Here is a 16622-nt window from a genome sequence, read left to right on the forward strand (position 1 = left end):
AGATAACCCTATAAATAAATATATGTATCAAGAAAGAGATGAAGCTCTTGTTATCCATTTGAAAAAACAAGGTGTGGACGATAAGATGGTAATTGGACATCCTGCGGGATTATTTGTCCTATTTTTTACCGAAATGTGGGAACGGTTTAGTTATTACGGCATGCGTGCCTTATTAACATTGTTCTTAATCAGTTCCCTTGCTGACAACGGATGGGGTTGGAGTAATGAAGAGGCCATGAAGTTATATGGTCTTTATACTGGATTGGTATACCTGACACCATTGATCGGTGGAATGATTGCCGATAAATTGACAGGATTCAAAAAAGCCATTCTCATAGGTGCTTTAATCATGACAATGGGTCATTTATCAATGGCCTTTGAAGGAATAAATCCAAATTTCTTTTATATCGGCCTTGGTTTAATGATTCTTGGTAATGGAATGTTCAAACCTAATATTTCCTCCATGGTTGGTAATCTTTATCCAGATGCCAGCGTTAAGAAAGATGCAGGCTACACCATATTCTATATGGGAATCAATGCAGGTTCATTCTTAGGCATGTTATTATGTGGTTACATCGGGGAGAAAGTTGGCTGGCACTTTGGTTTTGGATTAGCAGGTGTATTCATGTTCTTTGGTATGTTACAGTTTTACTTTGCGCAACGGATTTTTGGCGTTATCGGGGAATCTCCAAAAGCAACCAAAGCTTTCCATGACGAGAAAATAAAAAATCATGAGGAAGAAGCAGAAGAGGTGATTCCTGCAAATGTTGTTAGAGATCGTTTGATCGTTATCGCTGTTTTGATGATTGCTAGTATTGTATTCTTTTTAGCATTTGAACAAGCAGGTGGATCGATGTCTATTTTTGCCAAAGATTATACACAACGTGTACTTTCAGGAAGTGCAGCAACAACTTTTAAATGGATCGATACCATTTTGACAATTGCACCTATGGTGATTGTGAGTATTGTTTTATATGCCTTGGCAAAAAAGATCTATAAGCTATATCCTTTAACGATCATCTTTACAGCAATATCATTTGCTGTGATTTGGTGCTTGGGCCTATGGAAAGTCTTTAGAGAGTTTGGAGCAACGGAAACCGAAGTAGCGGCTTCTTGGTTTCAAATCTTAAATGCCTTTTTTATTATCTCATTAGCAAACTCCTTCAGTAAATTCTGGGAAAAAGTATGGAACCCATCAGGACCAGTGAAATTTGCCCTTGGACTTGTTATGGTTGGTATTGGTTTTGCAGCTTTAGCCTATGGAGCTAGTGAGGTCCCACAGGGAGCTAAGACAGCTACTGTGAGTATGCTTTGGTTAGTTATTGCTTACTTCTTTCACTCTACTGGCGAACTTTGTTTATCACCAGTTGGATTGTCTTACGTGAGCAAATTATCACCTAAGAAATTGTTAGGATTATTATTCGGATTTTGGTTCTGTGCATCAGCAATTGCCAATTTTATTGGAGGTTACTTAGGCTCATATATTGATCGAATTACTGCAGAACACTCTATGTCTTATTTCTTTATGATTTTTGCCATTGTTCCAGCAGCAACTGCTTTAATATTACTTATTCTAAATCCTAAATTGAAGAAAATGATGCACGGGATTAATTAACTTGCGTTGCATTTATATCGTATTAAAAAGGCGTTCCATCTGGAACGCCTTTTTTTGATTCAAAAATGTGGTCTTATAATAGATATAATACAATTATTCCCTAAAAAATGCGATTGTTTTTTGTTTCTTTGTAGACTATTAATTCAATATTTTTAATACATATAATTAGATTAAAATATAAATATGAGTCAAGCATCTAAGGCTTCATTTTCAGGAGGGACGAATACGGATTTTTATAAATCAAATGTTTTAGGACAGCGGTCGGGGTTATTTGTATTATTTTTCACCGAAATGTGGGAACGTTTTTCGTTCTATGGTATGCGGGTACTATTGATCCAATTTCTAACAGCTGCGGTCATAAAAGGAGGATGGGCATGGAGTGCAGAACAGGCAGGTGCATTATATGGTACTTACGCGATGATGCTTTATTTGACGCCGATATTAGGTGGAATTATTGCTGATAAATATATTGGATCTCGAAAAGCAGTCATTATCGGGTCGATTATCATGACAATAGGACACGCTGCGATGGCATTTGATACCCAGGTTATGTTCTTTATAGGCTTAGCTTGTCTTGTTATCGGAACAGGTTTCTTCAAACCGAATATGCCTTCTATTTTAGGAGAAATGTACAAAGACTTACCAGAAAAGAAAGACGGTGCTTACACGATTTTTTATATGGGAGTCAATGCTGGTGCATTCTTTGGTATGATGCTTTGTGGTTATATCGCAGAAACGCAAGGCTGGCATTGGGGTTTTGGACTAGCAGGTATTTTTATGCTTTTAGGCACATTACAGTTTGTATTTGCTAAGCCTCTGATGGGTAATTTAGGAGTCCTAGATACCTCAAAAGAATTGAGCAACGAAGAGCAGTTACTAGCAGATTCTGACAAGAGAAACCCTTTTACTTCCCTTGATTATATTTTAATTTCCATCGTTTCAATTATCGGTTTTCTATATGCTTTCAATGATCCATTATCTAAAAATGGAATTATAGATATGTTCAGTGCATTGGATCTGCCATTTTTAAGAGGGCAGTACCTCATGATCATTGTGGCGTTAATTCTTTTCATCTATCTGATTGCTTCCCGTATCGGACGCTATGATAAAATAGTGAGAGATCGAATGATTGCTGTGGTCTTCTTAGCGTTCTTTTTGATATTTTTCTTTATGAGTTTTGAACAAGGTGCTACATCTTTAGTCATTGTTGCTCGCGACTATATTGATCGGAGTTTAACAGGAACCGCTTTAGCGACATTCAATATTATCAATGCTTTGTTGACAATCGTACCTTTAGCATTGATCTCATGGGTTTTGCTCAAGTTAGCCAAAGCAACATGGAACAAGATTGCTTTATCAAATATCATTTTGATTCTTTGTTTTGTGTTAATATGGGGTGCAGCTATCTGGATGTTGAAAAACGAATTCTCTAAAGAAGCATCAGAAATAACAGTTTCTTGGTTCTCTACCTTAAATTCATTCTTTATCATTGCGCTGGCTTCTACTGTTTCTAAGTTGTGGGAATCTAAATACAACCCATCTGCTGCGATGAAGTACGGTTATGGTTTAATTTTAGTTGCCATAGGATTCTTGGTAATCGGTTTAGGTTCTTGGGGAATAGGAGAGGGAGTTAAGATTTCCATGATTTTTTTAATACTAACTTATTTATTCCATACATTGGGCGAGCTGTTCATTTCGCCTGTAGGTCTTTCCTATGTGTCGAAATTGGTTCCAGCACGTATGTTAGCCTTTATGTTTGGAATTTGGTATTTAGCGATTGCCATCGCACAGAAAGTGGCCGCCGTATTAGGGGGGCAAGTAGAGACGATCCAACAGGAATATTCGTTGAGCCATTTCTTCTTTTTGTTCACAGCAATTCCAGCTGCCGCAGGTCTATTAGTAATGGTATTCAATCCCATTATTAAAAAATTAATGCACGGCGTTAAATAATAAAATGTGTTAGAGCTTCCTGTTAAGGAAGCTCTTTTTAATAATAATAGAAATGTCAAAACAAGGACAACAAACTTTAGAACAGGTTCAACATTTTGAAGGTAAATATCCGAAACAGATTTGGAGTTTATTTTTCTCGGAAATGTGGGAACGATTTTGCTTTTATGGCATGAGAGGTATGCTGGTTTTCTTTATGATTACCCAGCTTAATTTCGCAGAAAAAGAGGCAAACTTGCAGTATGGCGCGACACAAGCGTTTGTATATGCTTTTACTTTTATCGGCGGTCTATTTGCGGATAAAATATTGGGATTTAGAAAGTCGCTCTTCTGGGGAGGTAGCTTGATGATAATAGGAAGTGCTTTGTTAGCAACAGATCCACATCAGTTTTTCTTCTTTGGACTCGCATTTATTATTATTGGTACTGGGTTTTTCAAACCTAATATTTCAACGATGGTAGGGGAGTTGTACCGTTCGGATGACAACCGTCGTGACGCAGGTTTCTCTTTATTCTATGCCGGAATAAACTTGGGAGCATTCCTTGGTGGTTATATCTGTGTGGCGATTGGAAAAGGGTATATGTTGACCTCCATCATTGATGAAGCACATCGCTGGAACGTAGCTTTTGGTTTAGCTGCTGTCGGTATGTTTGTCAGTTTAATCAATTTTCAATTTACGAAACGTCATCTAGGACCTATTGGTTTACAACCTGGACATCCAGATGCAATCATAAAAGCCAAAAAATTACCTAAATGGGCTGAGTATGTCGTTTATATCAGTACTTTGCTCATGATTCCTCTTGTTCAGGTGATGGTTTCTAAAACGGAATATACAGATTATTTTATGTACCTAATAGGTCCATTAACATTGATCTATCTGTTTTATGAAATGACAAAGCTCTCTAAAGTCGAAAGAAATAAATTGATTGCGGCGTTAGTCTTCATCTTATTTTCCATTATCTTTTGGGGTATTTACGAACAAAGTGGAGGTTCTTTGAGCATTTTTGCTGCTAAGAATCTGAATGATTCCATGATGGGAGGATTGGTTCATTTGGATCCAAATGGAGTCAATAATTCTGGAGGAGCGTTCTTTATCATTATTTTAGCACCAATTTTTGGATTATTATGGATTTGGTTATCAAAAAGAAAGATGGAACCAAATACGATCATTAAATTTGGATTAGGTTTTATTTTTCTTGGATTAGGCTATTATGTGTTATTTGGCACCAAGTTTTTCGCACAGGATGGCATTGCTTCTTTGGACATCTTTACTTTAGCTCTTCTTGTTATCACTGTCGGCGAATTATGCTTGTCGCCTATCGGTTTATCCATAATGACTAAGTTGTCTCCAGGGAGGCTTCAAGGCATCATGATGGGGATGTGGTTTTTAGCAAGTGCATATGGACAATATGTTGCGGGCTTAATTGGTGCACATATGGCAGAAGCCAGAGAGGGAGATTCCTTGGCAGATAAATTGGTAACCTATACCGATAGTTATAAGCAGCTCGGACTTTACTCCTTGATTGCAGGTATTGTATTAATCGCACTTTCCCCATTCGTGAAGAAATTAATGGGAGGAGTGAAATAATCAGATCATGACAGATTATTAAACATAAAAAAAAGCTCGATAATTAAATATCGAGCTTTTTTTTATTTCTGATCGTAGATCCATTTAAATTTATATTCTTTTTCAGGTATTTTTATGCGATCTGCCAACCGTAATAAACGGTCCGGAAGTTTCATTAAATAATCCCTTGCTTTTTCACCTTGTTCGTTTAAACCAGTTACCTGGTCTATTTTCCAATCCGTATTCAATTCTTTTAAAATATCAACATAATCGAGGGCAGTATAAATACCAAGACGTTGCGCTGCATCAGAGAAGTGTGCAAATGCTTCACCTTGTGGCTCACCCGATTCTCTTAAGAACTGCGCAGGCATCACAATTTTCTTACGCATCATATCCTCAAAAGCAATCATAACTTCACTTGGGTCTACCGTAAAAGCTTTCGATATAAAAGACATATAGGCTTTTGCATGACGCGCTTCATCTGCAGCAATCACACCACACATCTTCGCCAGTAATTTATCGCCATTCTTTTTAGAAAGTCCAGCGACACGACGATGAGAAACATTGGTCGCAATCTCTTGAAAGGAAGTATAGATAAAGTTACGATACGGATCGGCACCAGTACCGATATCAAAACCATCCTTAATTAAATATTGAGTAGATATTTCAAATTGACGCATGTCAATTCTTCCAGATAAATATAGATACTTATTCAAAAGATCACCGTGACGGTTTTCTTCAGCAGTCCAAGCACGTACCCATCTCATCCAGCCACCTTGCTCGTTTTTCTCTACATCGTCAACCATCGTTAACCAAGATTCATATGTAGGTAAAGCTTCCTCTGTAATGGTATCTCCAACTAGAACAGCAACTAAATCGTATGGAAGTTCTCTTGCACTCTCTTGTAAATCTCTAATTTCGTCAAAAAATGTATCCCTAGAAGCATCAGGTAGAAAATCTGCAGGTTGCCACATTTCATCTACAGGCTTTAAGTACTCGCTCATCTCATTTAGCATGAACGGTTCCAAATAGCTCATAACTTCTCTTCGTGAGCCTTCGGGTAAATTTAGAGGTAATTCTTGCATATCAATACAAAGATAATTAAATCGGTTCAATATAAATTGTATTAAAAGAAAGATTATACGTTTATATGATAAAAAGCAAGAATCCACCTTTCTTAAAAAATGCTGTAGAAATCTCAATCTATATTTAAAAAGTAGATAATGAAGACATTTTTTCGCTAAATTACTGTTAACTTTGTTTATATCATGGAGCAAAAAAAATTGAAAGATTTCGATGTAAATAAGATTAGGGCTGATTTTCCAATCTTGAAAAGAGAGGTCAATGGAAAGCCTTTAGTTTATTTGGATAATGGAGCGACTACTCAAAAACCGCAGTCTGTTATTGATGCGATTACGCATTATTATTCCCAGATGAATAGTAATGTCCATAGAGGAGTTCATTATTTAAGCCAAATTTCTACCGATGCATTTGAAGTGACAAGACGTAGTATTCAAGCTTTCATCAATGCAAAGCATGAACACGAAATCATCATTACTACCGGTACTACCCATAGTATAAATATTATTGCCACCTGTTTTGGCAAGGTGAATATTTCTGCTGGCGATGAGATTATTATTTCCGCTATGGAACACCATTCTAATATCGTCCCATGGCAGATGATCTGCGAAGAAAAGGGAGCTATTTTGAAAGTGATCCCCATGAATGAAAAAGGAGAACTAGATTTAGATGCCTATAAAGCACTTTTTTCGGATAGAACTAAAATTGCTTCTTTCACTTACGTTTCCAATTCGTTAGGAACCATCAATCCTGTAAAGGAGATGATTGCTATAGCACATGAGCATCAAGTCCCTGTTTTATTGGATGCAGCTCAAGCTATCCAACATATTAAATTGGACGTTCAAGATTTGGATGTCGATTTTCTTGTGTTCTCAGGACATAAAATGTATGGACCTACAGGTATTGGAGTCTTATATGGAAAAGAAGCAGCTTTAAATGCAATTCCACCTTACCAAGGTGGAGGAGATATGATTAAAGAAGTGACCTTTGAAAAGACTACTTACAATGAATTGCCTTTTAAATTTGAAGCTGGTACACCCAATATCGAAGCCGGAATTTGTTTGAATGCTGCAATTGAATATATCAATGCGATCGGCATTGAGCAAATTGCTGCCTATGAAGAAGCGTTATTATCTTACGGACAAGAGCAGTTAGCAACGGTACCAGGTATACGTTTTATTGGTACTGCAGCACAGAAAAGTTCAGTCATTTCATTTTTGATTGACGGTACACATCCTTATGATGTAGGCGTTATCCTCGATAAATTAGGTATTGCTGTTAGAACCGGACATCATTGTGCACAGCCTGTGATGGATCAATTTGGAATCCCAGGCACCATACGCGCTTCTTTTGCATTGTATAATACGAAAGAAGAAGTAGATATCTTAGTCGCTGGCTTGAAAAGGGCAGCAAGTATGTTGGTTTAAAAATTATAGATAGTAATGACTATTAGCGAAATACAAAATGAATTAATTGATGATTTTTCTTTTTTTACAGATTGGATGGAAAAATATGAATACATCATCCAGTTAGGAAAAGAAGTTCCATTAATAAGTGAAGAACATAAAAAAGATGATTTTATCATCAAAGGCTGTCAGTCAAAAGTATGGTTGTTTCCAGAAGTAAAGGATGGAAAGGTTTACTTCACAGCAGATAGTGATGCTATTATTACAAAAGGATTGGTCAGTTTGATGGTGAAAGTACTTTCAGGACATACTGCAAAGGAAATTGTGGATGCTGACTTATATTTTATAGATCAGATAGGCCTTAAGGAACATCTTTCCCCAACGCGCGCAAATGGATTATTATCCATGGTGAAGCAAATGAAATTATACGCTTTAGCGCTACAAGCTAGAGGTTAAGTTAGTTATAAAATAAAAGGCCCATCTGAATTAGTCAGATGGGCCTTTTATTTTATAATGCTATTTATTATTATACTTGTAATAATAAACGAGCTGGATCTTCTAATAATTGTTTAACACGTACTAAGAAGCTTACAGACTCACGACCGTCAATTACACGGTGATCATAAGATAACGCGATGTACATCATCGGACGGATAACTACTTGACCATTTTCAGCAACTGGGCGTTGAATGATGTTGTGCATACCTAAGATTGCCGATTGTGGAGCATTGATGATTGGAGTAGACATCATTGATCCAAAAACACCACCATTGGTGATTGTAAATGTACCACCAGTCATTTCATCAATCGTTAATTTATTGTCACGTGCTTTTACAGCTAACGCACCAATTCCTTTTTCGATTTCTTGCAAAGACATCGATTCAGCATTTCTAAGCACAGGAACTACTAATCCTTTAGGAGCAGAAACTGCGATTGAGATATCTGCGAAATCAGAATATACCAATTCATTGTTTTCAATTCTCGCATTTACAGCAGGCCATTCTTGCAATGCAGTTGTTACCGCTTTAGTGAAGAATGACATAAACCCAAGGCCTACACCATGTTTCTCTTTGAAAGAATCTTTGTATTTAGCACGTAAGTCCATGATAGGCTGCATGTTCACTTCATTGAAAGTAGTCAACATAGCAGTTTCATTTTTCACTGAAACTAAACGTTTAGCAATAGTTTTACGCAATGAAGTCATTTTCTCACGACGTTCGTTACGAGCACCAGCTACAGCAACTGGAGCAGCAGCTTTAGGAGCTTCTTTTGCAGGTGCAGCAGCTTTAGGAGCTAAAATTGCTTTCTCAGCATCCTCTTTAGTAATACGACCTTCTTTTCCTGTACCTTTAATCGTAGCAGGATCAATTCCCTTTTCTCTTAAAATTTTTGCAGCAGCAGGAGAAGCAGTACCAGCAGCATAAGAATCTGGATTCTCATCAGCAACGTTAGTTGTAGCTGGTGTACTTGCTTTTTCTTCAGAAGCAGCAGCTGCAGGTTTTGAATCACCAGTAGGAGCACCACCTTCTTCGATAGTACAAACTAGCGCACCAATTTCTAAAGTATCACCTTCTTGAGCAATAATTCTTAAGATACCTGCCTTTTCAGCTGGTAATTCAAAAGTTGCTTTATCAGATTCCAATTCTGCGATGTTTTCGTCCATTTCAACGTAATCGCCATCTTGTTTCAACCACTGTGACAAGGTTACCTCAGTAATGGATTCACCTACGGTTGGTACTTTAATTTCTAAGCTCATATATAATGTTCTTTACAGACAATTGCGTCTTTTGATAAAAGACGCAATTGGATAAAAATTGTTTTTATTCGAATGATTTATTTAAAATTTTAGCTTGTTGCGCTATGTGTTGTTTCATGTAGCCAGTAGCTGTACTGCCACTTTCTTTACGTGCTACAAATCCAGTAAACGCAATTTCTGTATTCATTAGTTTACGGCAATAGTAAGACCAAGCGCCCATATTTTCGTTTTCTTCTTGAACCCAAACAAATTCTGATGCTTTATTGTATTTTTTACGGATTGCTTTCAATTGCTCCTCAGGAATAGGGAATAATTGTTCCAATCTTACAATAGCGACATCTTTACGTTTGTCAACTTCTTGTTTTTCTAATAAATCGTAGTATATTTTACCTGAACAGAATAATACACGTTTTACATCTTTCGCAGTTACATTTACGTCGTCGATCACTTCTTGGAAAGTATTTGAAGTAAAATCTTTCAAAGGAGAAACAACTTTTGGATGACGCAACAACGATTTTGGTGTAAATACAACCAATGGTTTACGGAATTCGCGAACCTGTTGGCGACGTAATAAGTGGAAATAGTTAGCAGGTGTAGTACAGTTTGCCAATATTAAATTCTCATCAGCACAAAGTTCTAAGAATCTTTCGATACGACCAGAAGAGTGTTCTGGGCCTTGACCTTCCATACCGTGAGGTAATAACATGACCAAGCCATTTGAACGTTTCCATTTCGTTTCAGCAGAAGATAAATACTGATCAACTATGATTTGTGCACCGTTGTAGAAATCTCCAAATTGAGCTTCCCATATTGTTAAAGCATGTGGGTTAGCAGAAGCATAACCATACTCGAAACCTAATACTGCATACTCAGAAAGTAGTGAGTTGTAGATCGAGAATTTATCTCCACCATTAATATTTGCTAATGGCGTATATGTTTCTTCAGAATTTTCTAAAGTCAATACGGCATGTCTGTGTGAAAATGTACCACGTTGTACATCTTGACCAGAAATACGTACACGACTTCCTTCATTTAACAAAGTAGCATAAGCCATCAACTCACCCATTGCCCAATCGTAAGAATCTTTTTCAATCATCTTAGCACGATCTTCGAATAAACGAGAGATTTTGCGGAAGAAGCTCTTATTAGTAGGAAGTGTTGTGATTTCTTTCGCTAACTGTACAAATGTTTTATCCGAAACATTTGTTTTAACAGTTTCGAAAGATTCACCTTTTTTAGCAGGACGAAGGCCTTTCCAAGCTCCGGAGAACATCGGTGTTTCTTCTGTTAAATTGACAACTTCTTTCGATTCTTCTAATTTCTCTTGTAATATAGCTTTGAAATCTTTTTCGATTTTTTTCGCATAAGACTCATCGATGCTACCTTCTTCGATTAATTTTTTTGCATAAACTTCCTTTGGATTAGGATGTTTTTCAATCAATTTGTATAGTAATGGTTGTGTGAACTTCGGTTCATCAGCCTCATTATGACCAAATCTTCTGTAGCATAATAAATCAATGAAAACGTCAGTTTTATATTTTTGACGGTATTCAACGGCTAATTTAATCGCATATACTAATGCTTCAGCATCGTCACCATTCACATGGAACACAGGTGAAGAAGTGATTTTTGCAACATCGGTACAATAAGTACCCGAACGTGCATCTTTATAGTTTGTTGTAAAACCAATTTGGTTGTTGATCACAATGTGGATCGTACCACCAGTTTTGTAACCATCCAATTTGGACATTTGCGTTACTTCATACACAACACCTTGTCCTGCAATAGCAGCATCACCGTGAATAGCGATAGGAGCGATTTTTGAAGAATCGCCTTCATATTTCATATCAATTTTAGAACGTACCAAACCTTCAACAATTGGATCTACTGTTTCCAAGTGAGACGGGTTTGGAGCTAAACTTAAGTGAATTGTTTTGCCATCATCTGTTTTGACATCTGTAGAATAACCTAAGTGATACTTAACGTCACCACCAAAGTTAACTTCTGGATCTTCCGCATAAGTTTTACCTTCAAATTCTGAAAATACAGTTTTATAAGGTTTACCCATGATATTTGTCAATACATTTAAACGGCCACGGTGAGCCATTCCGATAACAAATTCTTGAATACCCAACTCAGATCCTTTTTCGATAACAGCATCTAAAGCAGGAATTAAACTTTCAGCACCTTCAAGAGAGAAACGTTTTTGACCTAAGAATTTTGTTCCTAAGAAACTTTCAAAAGCAACTGCGTGGTTTAATTTATCTAAGATTCTTTTTTTGATATCTAAAGAATAGGTTGGTTTGTTGCGGTCAGCTTCCATACGGTCCTGCAACCATTTGATTTTCTCAGGGTTACGGATGTATTTGAACTCAGCACCAATAGAACGACAATAAGTGTCTTCAATTAATTGCCTAATATCTTTTAATTTGGCAGGGCCTAAGCCAACTTCAACACCAGCATTAAAGATCGTGTTCATGTCTGCTTCAGAAAGACCAAATGTCTCTAATTCTTTTCCAGGATAATATTTGCGACGCTCACGTACAGGATTTGTTTGCGTAAATAAATGACCACGGTCTCTGTAGCCATTGATCATGTTCAATACATTTATTTCCTTTAAAACATGATCTGGTGTTGCATCCGCAGTAGCACCAACACTTTCGCCCGCATTTTGACCAAAATCAAAACCTTCAAAAAATTTTTGCCAGCCAAAATCTACAGATTCTGGATCTTGTGTGTACGCTTGATATAAGCCGTCGATGTAGCTCGAGTCAGCGTTACTCAAATATGTAAGTTTGTCCATCTATTTGAAAAAATATGAATGTGTCAAAGTTAGGAATAAAAATAGAGTTTTAGGCACTGTGATTGATTATTTTAGTGACGAAATTCAATTTATTCTTGTTTTTATTAAGCTTTAAAAAATGACCTTATATCATCTATGGTCTTTTTAGTTATCCAAAAAAGACATTTCGTTATTTAGTCCGTGTAATCCTCAGGTACTTGAATACCTTTCGGGTAATGTGCATTAATTAATTTACGCCAATCTATCGGGTTGTTATCTTTATCGCTCGTTCCCACACCAGCGATATGGGACCACGTACCATAGTTAGTTGCAGGTGTGTAATCGAAAATATTTTGTTCAAACCAATAGGCCCCTTTTAACCAGTTGATATTATATTCCTGTACTAGAAAACTAGCCACAATAATTCTGGCAAAATAAGGCAAATACCCCGTTTTTTGCAATAGAATCATACTTTGATTCACAAAATCATTTTCTGTTTCACCAAATCTCCATTTATCAAATAGCAATTGGTCGTTGGTGCTGCTGGTCAGTACCTTTTTAAATCCTTTTTCTTTGAAGAAAACGTTAGGATATTTTTTTAGCATAAATCTAAAATAGTCTCTCCAGAGTAACATATCGACGATGCGGTCAAATCTTTTATTTTTCTTTCCGTTATCTCGTTTTTTAATTTCATGAAATAGACTTATTGGAGATAACGAACCCTGTGCAATGAAAGGAGATAATAAGGTATAGTCATTTTCCGACCCCTTTGGGTCATTCAATACCGTTTGCATCAATTCAAGAGCGAGATCTTCTCCACCTATTATCAATTTATTTTTGACCAGTGCTATTTCCTCAATACTGTATCCCAAATCTTCCAGTGTTGGGAGTGTTGTTTTTTCAAGATGCGGGGCGGTCATAAAATTGGAAGGGAATTCGGCCGTCGGTCTGACAAAACTTTCACGCTCTATTTTCTTTTTGAACGTCGCAAATGAATTCGGAATATCGCGTATAGGAAATGGTAGATCCTCTTTATGATAGAGTGTGTGACCGATAATATGCTTTAAATTAATTTTACATTTCCAAAGTTCCTCTTCCACTTTTTCAGAGATTGATGTTTCTCTGAAAGCTACTTCACGATGGTGATAAACCTCATCCACTTCATACTTTTGGGCGATACGCGGTATGATATCTTCCGGATAGCCAACAAAAGTTATTAAATCACTACCTAAAGATTGAAGTTTTTCTTTTAGTGCTTTTACTGTTTCAAGCTGAAACGCTGCTCGAATTACATTTGTGTTTAGAAAGTCGTATTGGTTTTTAGCATAATATCTGGGGTCAAAACAAAAGATAGGGATGATGAAGGAACTTTTTGAGGATGCTTCTAAAAACACTTCATTATCATGAAGCCTCAAATCATTTCTAAACCAAATCAAAGCAGCCCTTTTTTCCATACAGATATAATTTTTTTATATTATTTTCCTCAAAAAAGCATATAGGAAGTACAAATATATAAGGTTATTGTTTGTTTTAGGGACAATATTTAGATATTTACAATAAAAGGACAAAGAAAAAGGGGAATAAAAAGCAGGGCAAATTAAACCTTCGTGTATTTTATTTGTTTAATCTTTAATTAACGAAATTTGAATGTTTCATTCATGGAAGTATTAATTACAGGATTAAATACATATTTGGGAAGAAGGGCTGTCAGCCATCTAAATTCTGATGAATTTAGAGTCACTGGATTGGTCAGGAATTTACCCCTTTTTAATAAACGCATACTGGAACCGGTAACCGCAAAGTTGCTGGAGATTGATTTGTTCAAAACGCATCGTACTCCCATGAATTTCTCTATAAAGAAATTACAACTGGGAGTTTATTTTACCCAAGTACCGGGATTGAACGATGCATTGAATATGCAGATGGAGCTTATTTCTCTTCGCAATTTTATTCAGTTATGCCAGGATAATGGATGTGATCGCGTGATCTATATTGCGCGCTTAATGGATTCGAGCTATATTGATGCTATCCAAAATCTATTTAAAGAGTATAGGGTGAAATATACCGTTGTTTTACAAAGTAGCGCAGTTGGTAAAGAAACCATTTTAAGTGATATTTTTGGAAAACTATCCAAAAGTAAATATATCCCTTATTGGGGATTGATTGCTAATCTCAGATTTAGACCTATTCCCTTATTAGATGTGTATCGCTGGATAAGGACCATGCCATGGGAACAACATTTCATAGGTGAAGTCATCTATTTGGGAGGAGAGGAGTCGCTGAGTTGTAAGCAGCTTTTTTTAAGATATATGCAGATTAATCATCCAAACAGTGGTTACCAGATTATTGCTATTAGCAAATGGATGGCTAAGTTGGTCTATACACGTTTTTTTAAGATTCATAAAGAAAACTTTGATGAATTTAGACGCGTTATGCGTTACGAGTCGGAAGTGGATAACAGCACTTGGTCTAAAACAGCTCCTTTTACATTTACACCCATGAATCAAACCATGTTGGTAGATCAATAAAACTGATTATAACGTTTAAAACTTTTTCATGCCGATTATTCTACTAATTTTGTATTAGAACAATAGAATGCAGCTATATGGGGTATAAAAGTTTAGCGGAATGTGTTGTCGATCTAGAGCAGCATGGACATTTAATCCGAATAAAAGAAGAGGTTGATCCTTATTTAGAAATGGCAGCCATACATATGCGTGTATTCGACGCAGAAGGGCCTGCCTTATATTTTGAAAACATCAAGGGTTCTGAATTTCCTGCCGTCTCTAATTTATTTGGAACTCTGGATCGCTCTAAATTTATGTTTAGAGATACATTAGACCATATCAAAAAATTGGTCGATGTTAAAATGGACCCTACCGCAGTTTTAAAAAATCCTTTTAAATATTTAAGTTCCTCTGCAGTTGCATTGGGGGCCTTACCATGGAAAAAGAAGGCTAATGCGCCTATATTATATGGTAAGACCGAAATAAGCAAGTTACCGCAGATTGTCAACTGGCCTATGGATGGTGGTGCATTTGTCACCATGCCTCAGGTATATACAGAAGACATCACAAAGCCGGGGATCATGCAGGCAAACCTAGGAATGTACCGCATACAACTTTCGGGTAATGATTATATTCAAGATAAAGAGATTGGTTTACATTATCAGTTGCATCGTGGCATTGGTATCCATCAGCAGAAAGCAAATCAATTAGGGAGACCTTTAAAAGTCAGCGTATTTATAGGAGGACCTCCTTCACATCCATTGTCAGCAGTTATGCCATTACCCGAGGGCTTATCTGAGATGATATTTGCAGGAGCATTGGGAAATCGTCGTTTTCGATATTTTTATGATAACGAAGGTTTTTGTATCTCAGCAGACGCAGATTTTGTAATTACAGGCACTGTTTATCCGAATGAGAATAAGCCTGAAGGACCATTTGGAGATCATATCGGTTACTATAGTTTGACGCATCCTTTTCCTTTGATGAAGGTGCACAATGTATACCATAAGAAAAATCCCATTTGGTCTTTTACTGTCGTTGGTAGACCTCCACAGGAAGATACGAGTTTCGGCAATTTGATTCATGAGATTACAGGAGCAGCAATTCCGAAGGAGATAAATGGTCTTCAAGCCGTTCATGCTGTGGATGCAGCAGGTGTGCACCCCCTGTTGTTTGCTATCGGTAGAGAAAGCTATACACCTTACCAAGAGGTGGATCGTCCCCAAGAAATTTTGACAATCGCCAATCAAGCATTGGGTAAGAATCAATTGAGTTTGGCTAAATATTTATTTATTGCCGCTATTGAAGATGATCCCAAATTGGATATATATGATGTCTCCGGATTTTTTAAACATATGTTAGAGCGGATCGATCTTTCCAGAGACTTGCATTTTCACACCAATACAACCATCGATACATTGGATTATTCTGGCGATGGTCTGAATGCAGGGTCGAAAGTGGTATTTGCAGCAGCAGGTAGCAAGAAAAGGACATTAAAGACTGAAATTCCAGTAGGATTGGACATCCCAAGACCATTTAACAACGTTAAAATGGCTATACCTGGTATTCTTGTTGTCGATGGTGCGGCATTTACGACCTATGAGCAAGAAGAAATCGTCATGAGAAATTGGTGTGAAGCGATGAAGGATATCGATTTTGAAGGTATCCAAATGATTGTACTGGCAGATGATGCGAACTTTACAGCGGCAAATGAGAATAATTTTGTTTGGGTGACTTTTACGAGATCAAATCCAGCTTATGATATCTATGGAGTCAATAGCTTTACAAAATACAAGCACTGGGGCTGTCACGGACCGTTTATTATTGATGCCAGACGTAAACCACATCATGCACCAGATTTAATCAAAGACCCAGCTGTTGAAAAAAAGGTTGATGCTCTGGGTGCAAAAGGCGGCTCATTATATGGTATTATATAATATGTAGCGGAGTTATTGATTGTTA

The 16622-nt window shown here is 36.9% G+C and carries 11 protein-coding genes; 7 read left to right on the forward strand and 4 right to left on the reverse strand.

All coding sequences use genetic code 11. The features are described 5' to 3' along the window. The first annotated feature begins 22 nt into the window (after positions 1–22). From KO02_RS05725 to KO02_RS05735, 3 genes are all read left to right on the forward strand, one after another. Positions 23–1615, forward strand: coding sequence for a peptide MFS transporter (locus KO02_RS05725; protein ID WP_051959769.1), 1593 nt, complete (start codon positions 23–25; stop codon positions 1613–1615). 183 nt (positions 1616–1798) lie between these two features. Further along, positions 1799–3565, forward strand: a complete 1767-nt coding sequence (locus KO02_RS05730) for a peptide MFS transporter (protein ID WP_038696609.1) — start codon at positions 1799–1801, stop codon at positions 3563–3565. A 52-nt stretch (positions 3566–3617) separates the two neighbouring features. Further along, entirely contained in the window at positions 3618–5150 is a 1533-nt protein-coding gene (locus KO02_RS05735; RefSeq protein ID WP_038696611.1) for a peptide MFS transporter, read from the forward strand. Between the two features lie 62 nt (positions 5151–5212). Here KO02_RS05735 and KO02_RS05740 read toward each other — a convergent pair whose 3' ends face one another. Further along, positions 5213–6214, reverse strand: a complete 1002-nt coding sequence (locus KO02_RS05740) for an acyl-ACP desaturase (protein ID WP_038696613.1) — start codon at positions 6212–6214, stop codon at positions 5213–5215. A gap of 183 nt (positions 6215–6397) precedes the next feature. On the opposite strand from KO02_RS05740, the gene KO02_RS05745 reads away from it, so the two are divergent. Both KO02_RS05745 and KO02_RS05750 read left to right on the forward strand, forming a co-directional pair. Beyond that, a complete protein-coding gene (locus KO02_RS05745) occupies positions 6398–7636 on the forward strand; it encodes a cysteine desulfurase (protein WP_051959770.1) in 1239 nt (412 codons plus the stop codon). Positions 7637–7651: 15 nt separating this feature from the next. Beyond that, on the forward strand, positions 7652–8071 hold the full coding sequence (locus tag KO02_RS05750; protein WP_038696615.1) for a SufE family protein: 420 nt from the start codon (positions 7652–7654) through the stop codon (positions 8069–8071). Between the two features lie 70 nt (positions 8072–8141). On the opposite strand, the gene odhB is transcribed toward KO02_RS05750, so the two are convergent. The 3 genes from odhB to KO02_RS05765 all read right to left on the reverse strand — a co-directional run bounded on the left by odhB (position 8142) and on the right by KO02_RS05765 (position 13607). Further along, positions 8142–9371, reverse strand: coding sequence for a 2-oxoglutarate dehydrogenase complex dihydrolipoyllysine-residue succinyltransferase (gene odhB / locus KO02_RS05755; RefSeq protein WP_038696617.1), 1230 nt, complete (start codon positions 9369–9371; stop codon positions 8142–8144). 64 nt (positions 9372–9435) lie between these two features. Continuing rightward, a complete protein-coding gene (locus tag KO02_RS05760; RefSeq protein ID WP_038696619.1) occupies positions 9436–12174 on the reverse strand; it encodes a 2-oxoglutarate dehydrogenase E1 component in 2739 nt (912 codons plus the stop codon). A gap of 173 nt (positions 12175–12347) precedes the next feature. Further along, entirely contained in the window at positions 12348–13607 is a 1260-nt protein-coding gene (locus tag KO02_RS05765) for a deoxyribodipyrimidine photo-lyase (protein ID WP_038696621.1), read from the reverse strand. A gap of 204 nt (positions 13608–13811) precedes the next feature. Here KO02_RS05765 and KO02_RS05770 point away from each other — a divergent pair, with 204 nt between their 5' ends. Next, entirely contained in the window at positions 13812–14681 is an 870-nt protein-coding gene (locus KO02_RS05770) for a hypothetical protein (RefSeq protein ID WP_038696623.1), read from the forward strand. Between the two features lie 77 nt (positions 14682–14758). Next, positions 14759–16597 carry a UbiD family decarboxylase gene (locus tag KO02_RS05775; RefSeq protein WP_038696625.1) on the forward strand — a complete coding sequence of 613 codons (1839 nt, stop codon included), beginning with the start codon at positions 14759–14761 and terminating at the stop codon, positions 16595–16597. The last annotated feature ends 25 nt before the right edge of the window (positions 16598–16622 follow it).

It is taken from the genome of Sphingobacterium sp. ML3W, from assembly GCF_000747525.1.
GTDB lineage: Bacteria > Bacteroidota > Bacteroidia > Sphingobacteriales > Sphingobacteriaceae > Sphingobacterium.

Bases quoted from the DNA above. Each gene is read 5' to 3' on its own strand.
- KO02_RS05725 (WP_051959769.1), top strand. From the start codon at position 23: ATGTATCAAGAAAGAGATGAAGCTCTTGTTATCCATTTGAAAAAACAA.
- KO02_RS05730 (WP_038696609.1), top strand. From the start codon at position 1,799: ATGAGTCAAGCATCTAAGGCTTCATTTTCAGGAGGGACGAATACGGAT.
- KO02_RS05735 (WP_038696611.1), top strand. From the start codon at position 3,618: ATGTCAAAACAAGGACAACAAACTTTAGAACAGGTTCAACATTTTGAA.
- KO02_RS05740 (WP_038696613.1), bottom strand. From the start codon at position 6,214: ATGCAAGAATTACCTCTAAATTTACCCGAAGGCTCACGAAGAGAAGTT.
- KO02_RS05745 (WP_051959770.1), top strand. From the start codon at position 6,398: ATGGAGCAAAAAAAATTGAAAGATTTCGATGTAAATAAGATTAGGGCT.
- KO02_RS05750 (WP_038696615.1), top strand. From the start codon at position 7,652: ATGACTATTAGCGAAATACAAAATGAATTAATTGATGATTTTTCTTTT.
- odhB (WP_038696617.1), bottom strand. From the start codon at position 9,371: ATGAGCTTAGAAATTAAAGTACCAACCGTAGGTGAATCCATTACTGAG.
- KO02_RS05760 (WP_038696619.1), bottom strand. From the start codon at position 12,174: ATGGACAAACTTACATATTTGAGTAACGCTGACTCGAGCTACATCGAC.
- KO02_RS05765 (WP_038696621.1), bottom strand. From the start codon at position 13,607: ATGGAAAAAAGGGCTGCTTTGATTTGGTTTAGAAATGATTTGAGGCTT.
- KO02_RS05770 (WP_038696623.1), top strand. From the start codon at position 13,812: ATGGAAGTATTAATTACAGGATTAAATACATATTTGGGAAGAAGGGCT.
- KO02_RS05775 (WP_038696625.1), top strand. From the start codon at position 14,759: ATGGGGTATAAAAGTTTAGCGGAATGTGTTGTCGATCTAGAGCAGCAT.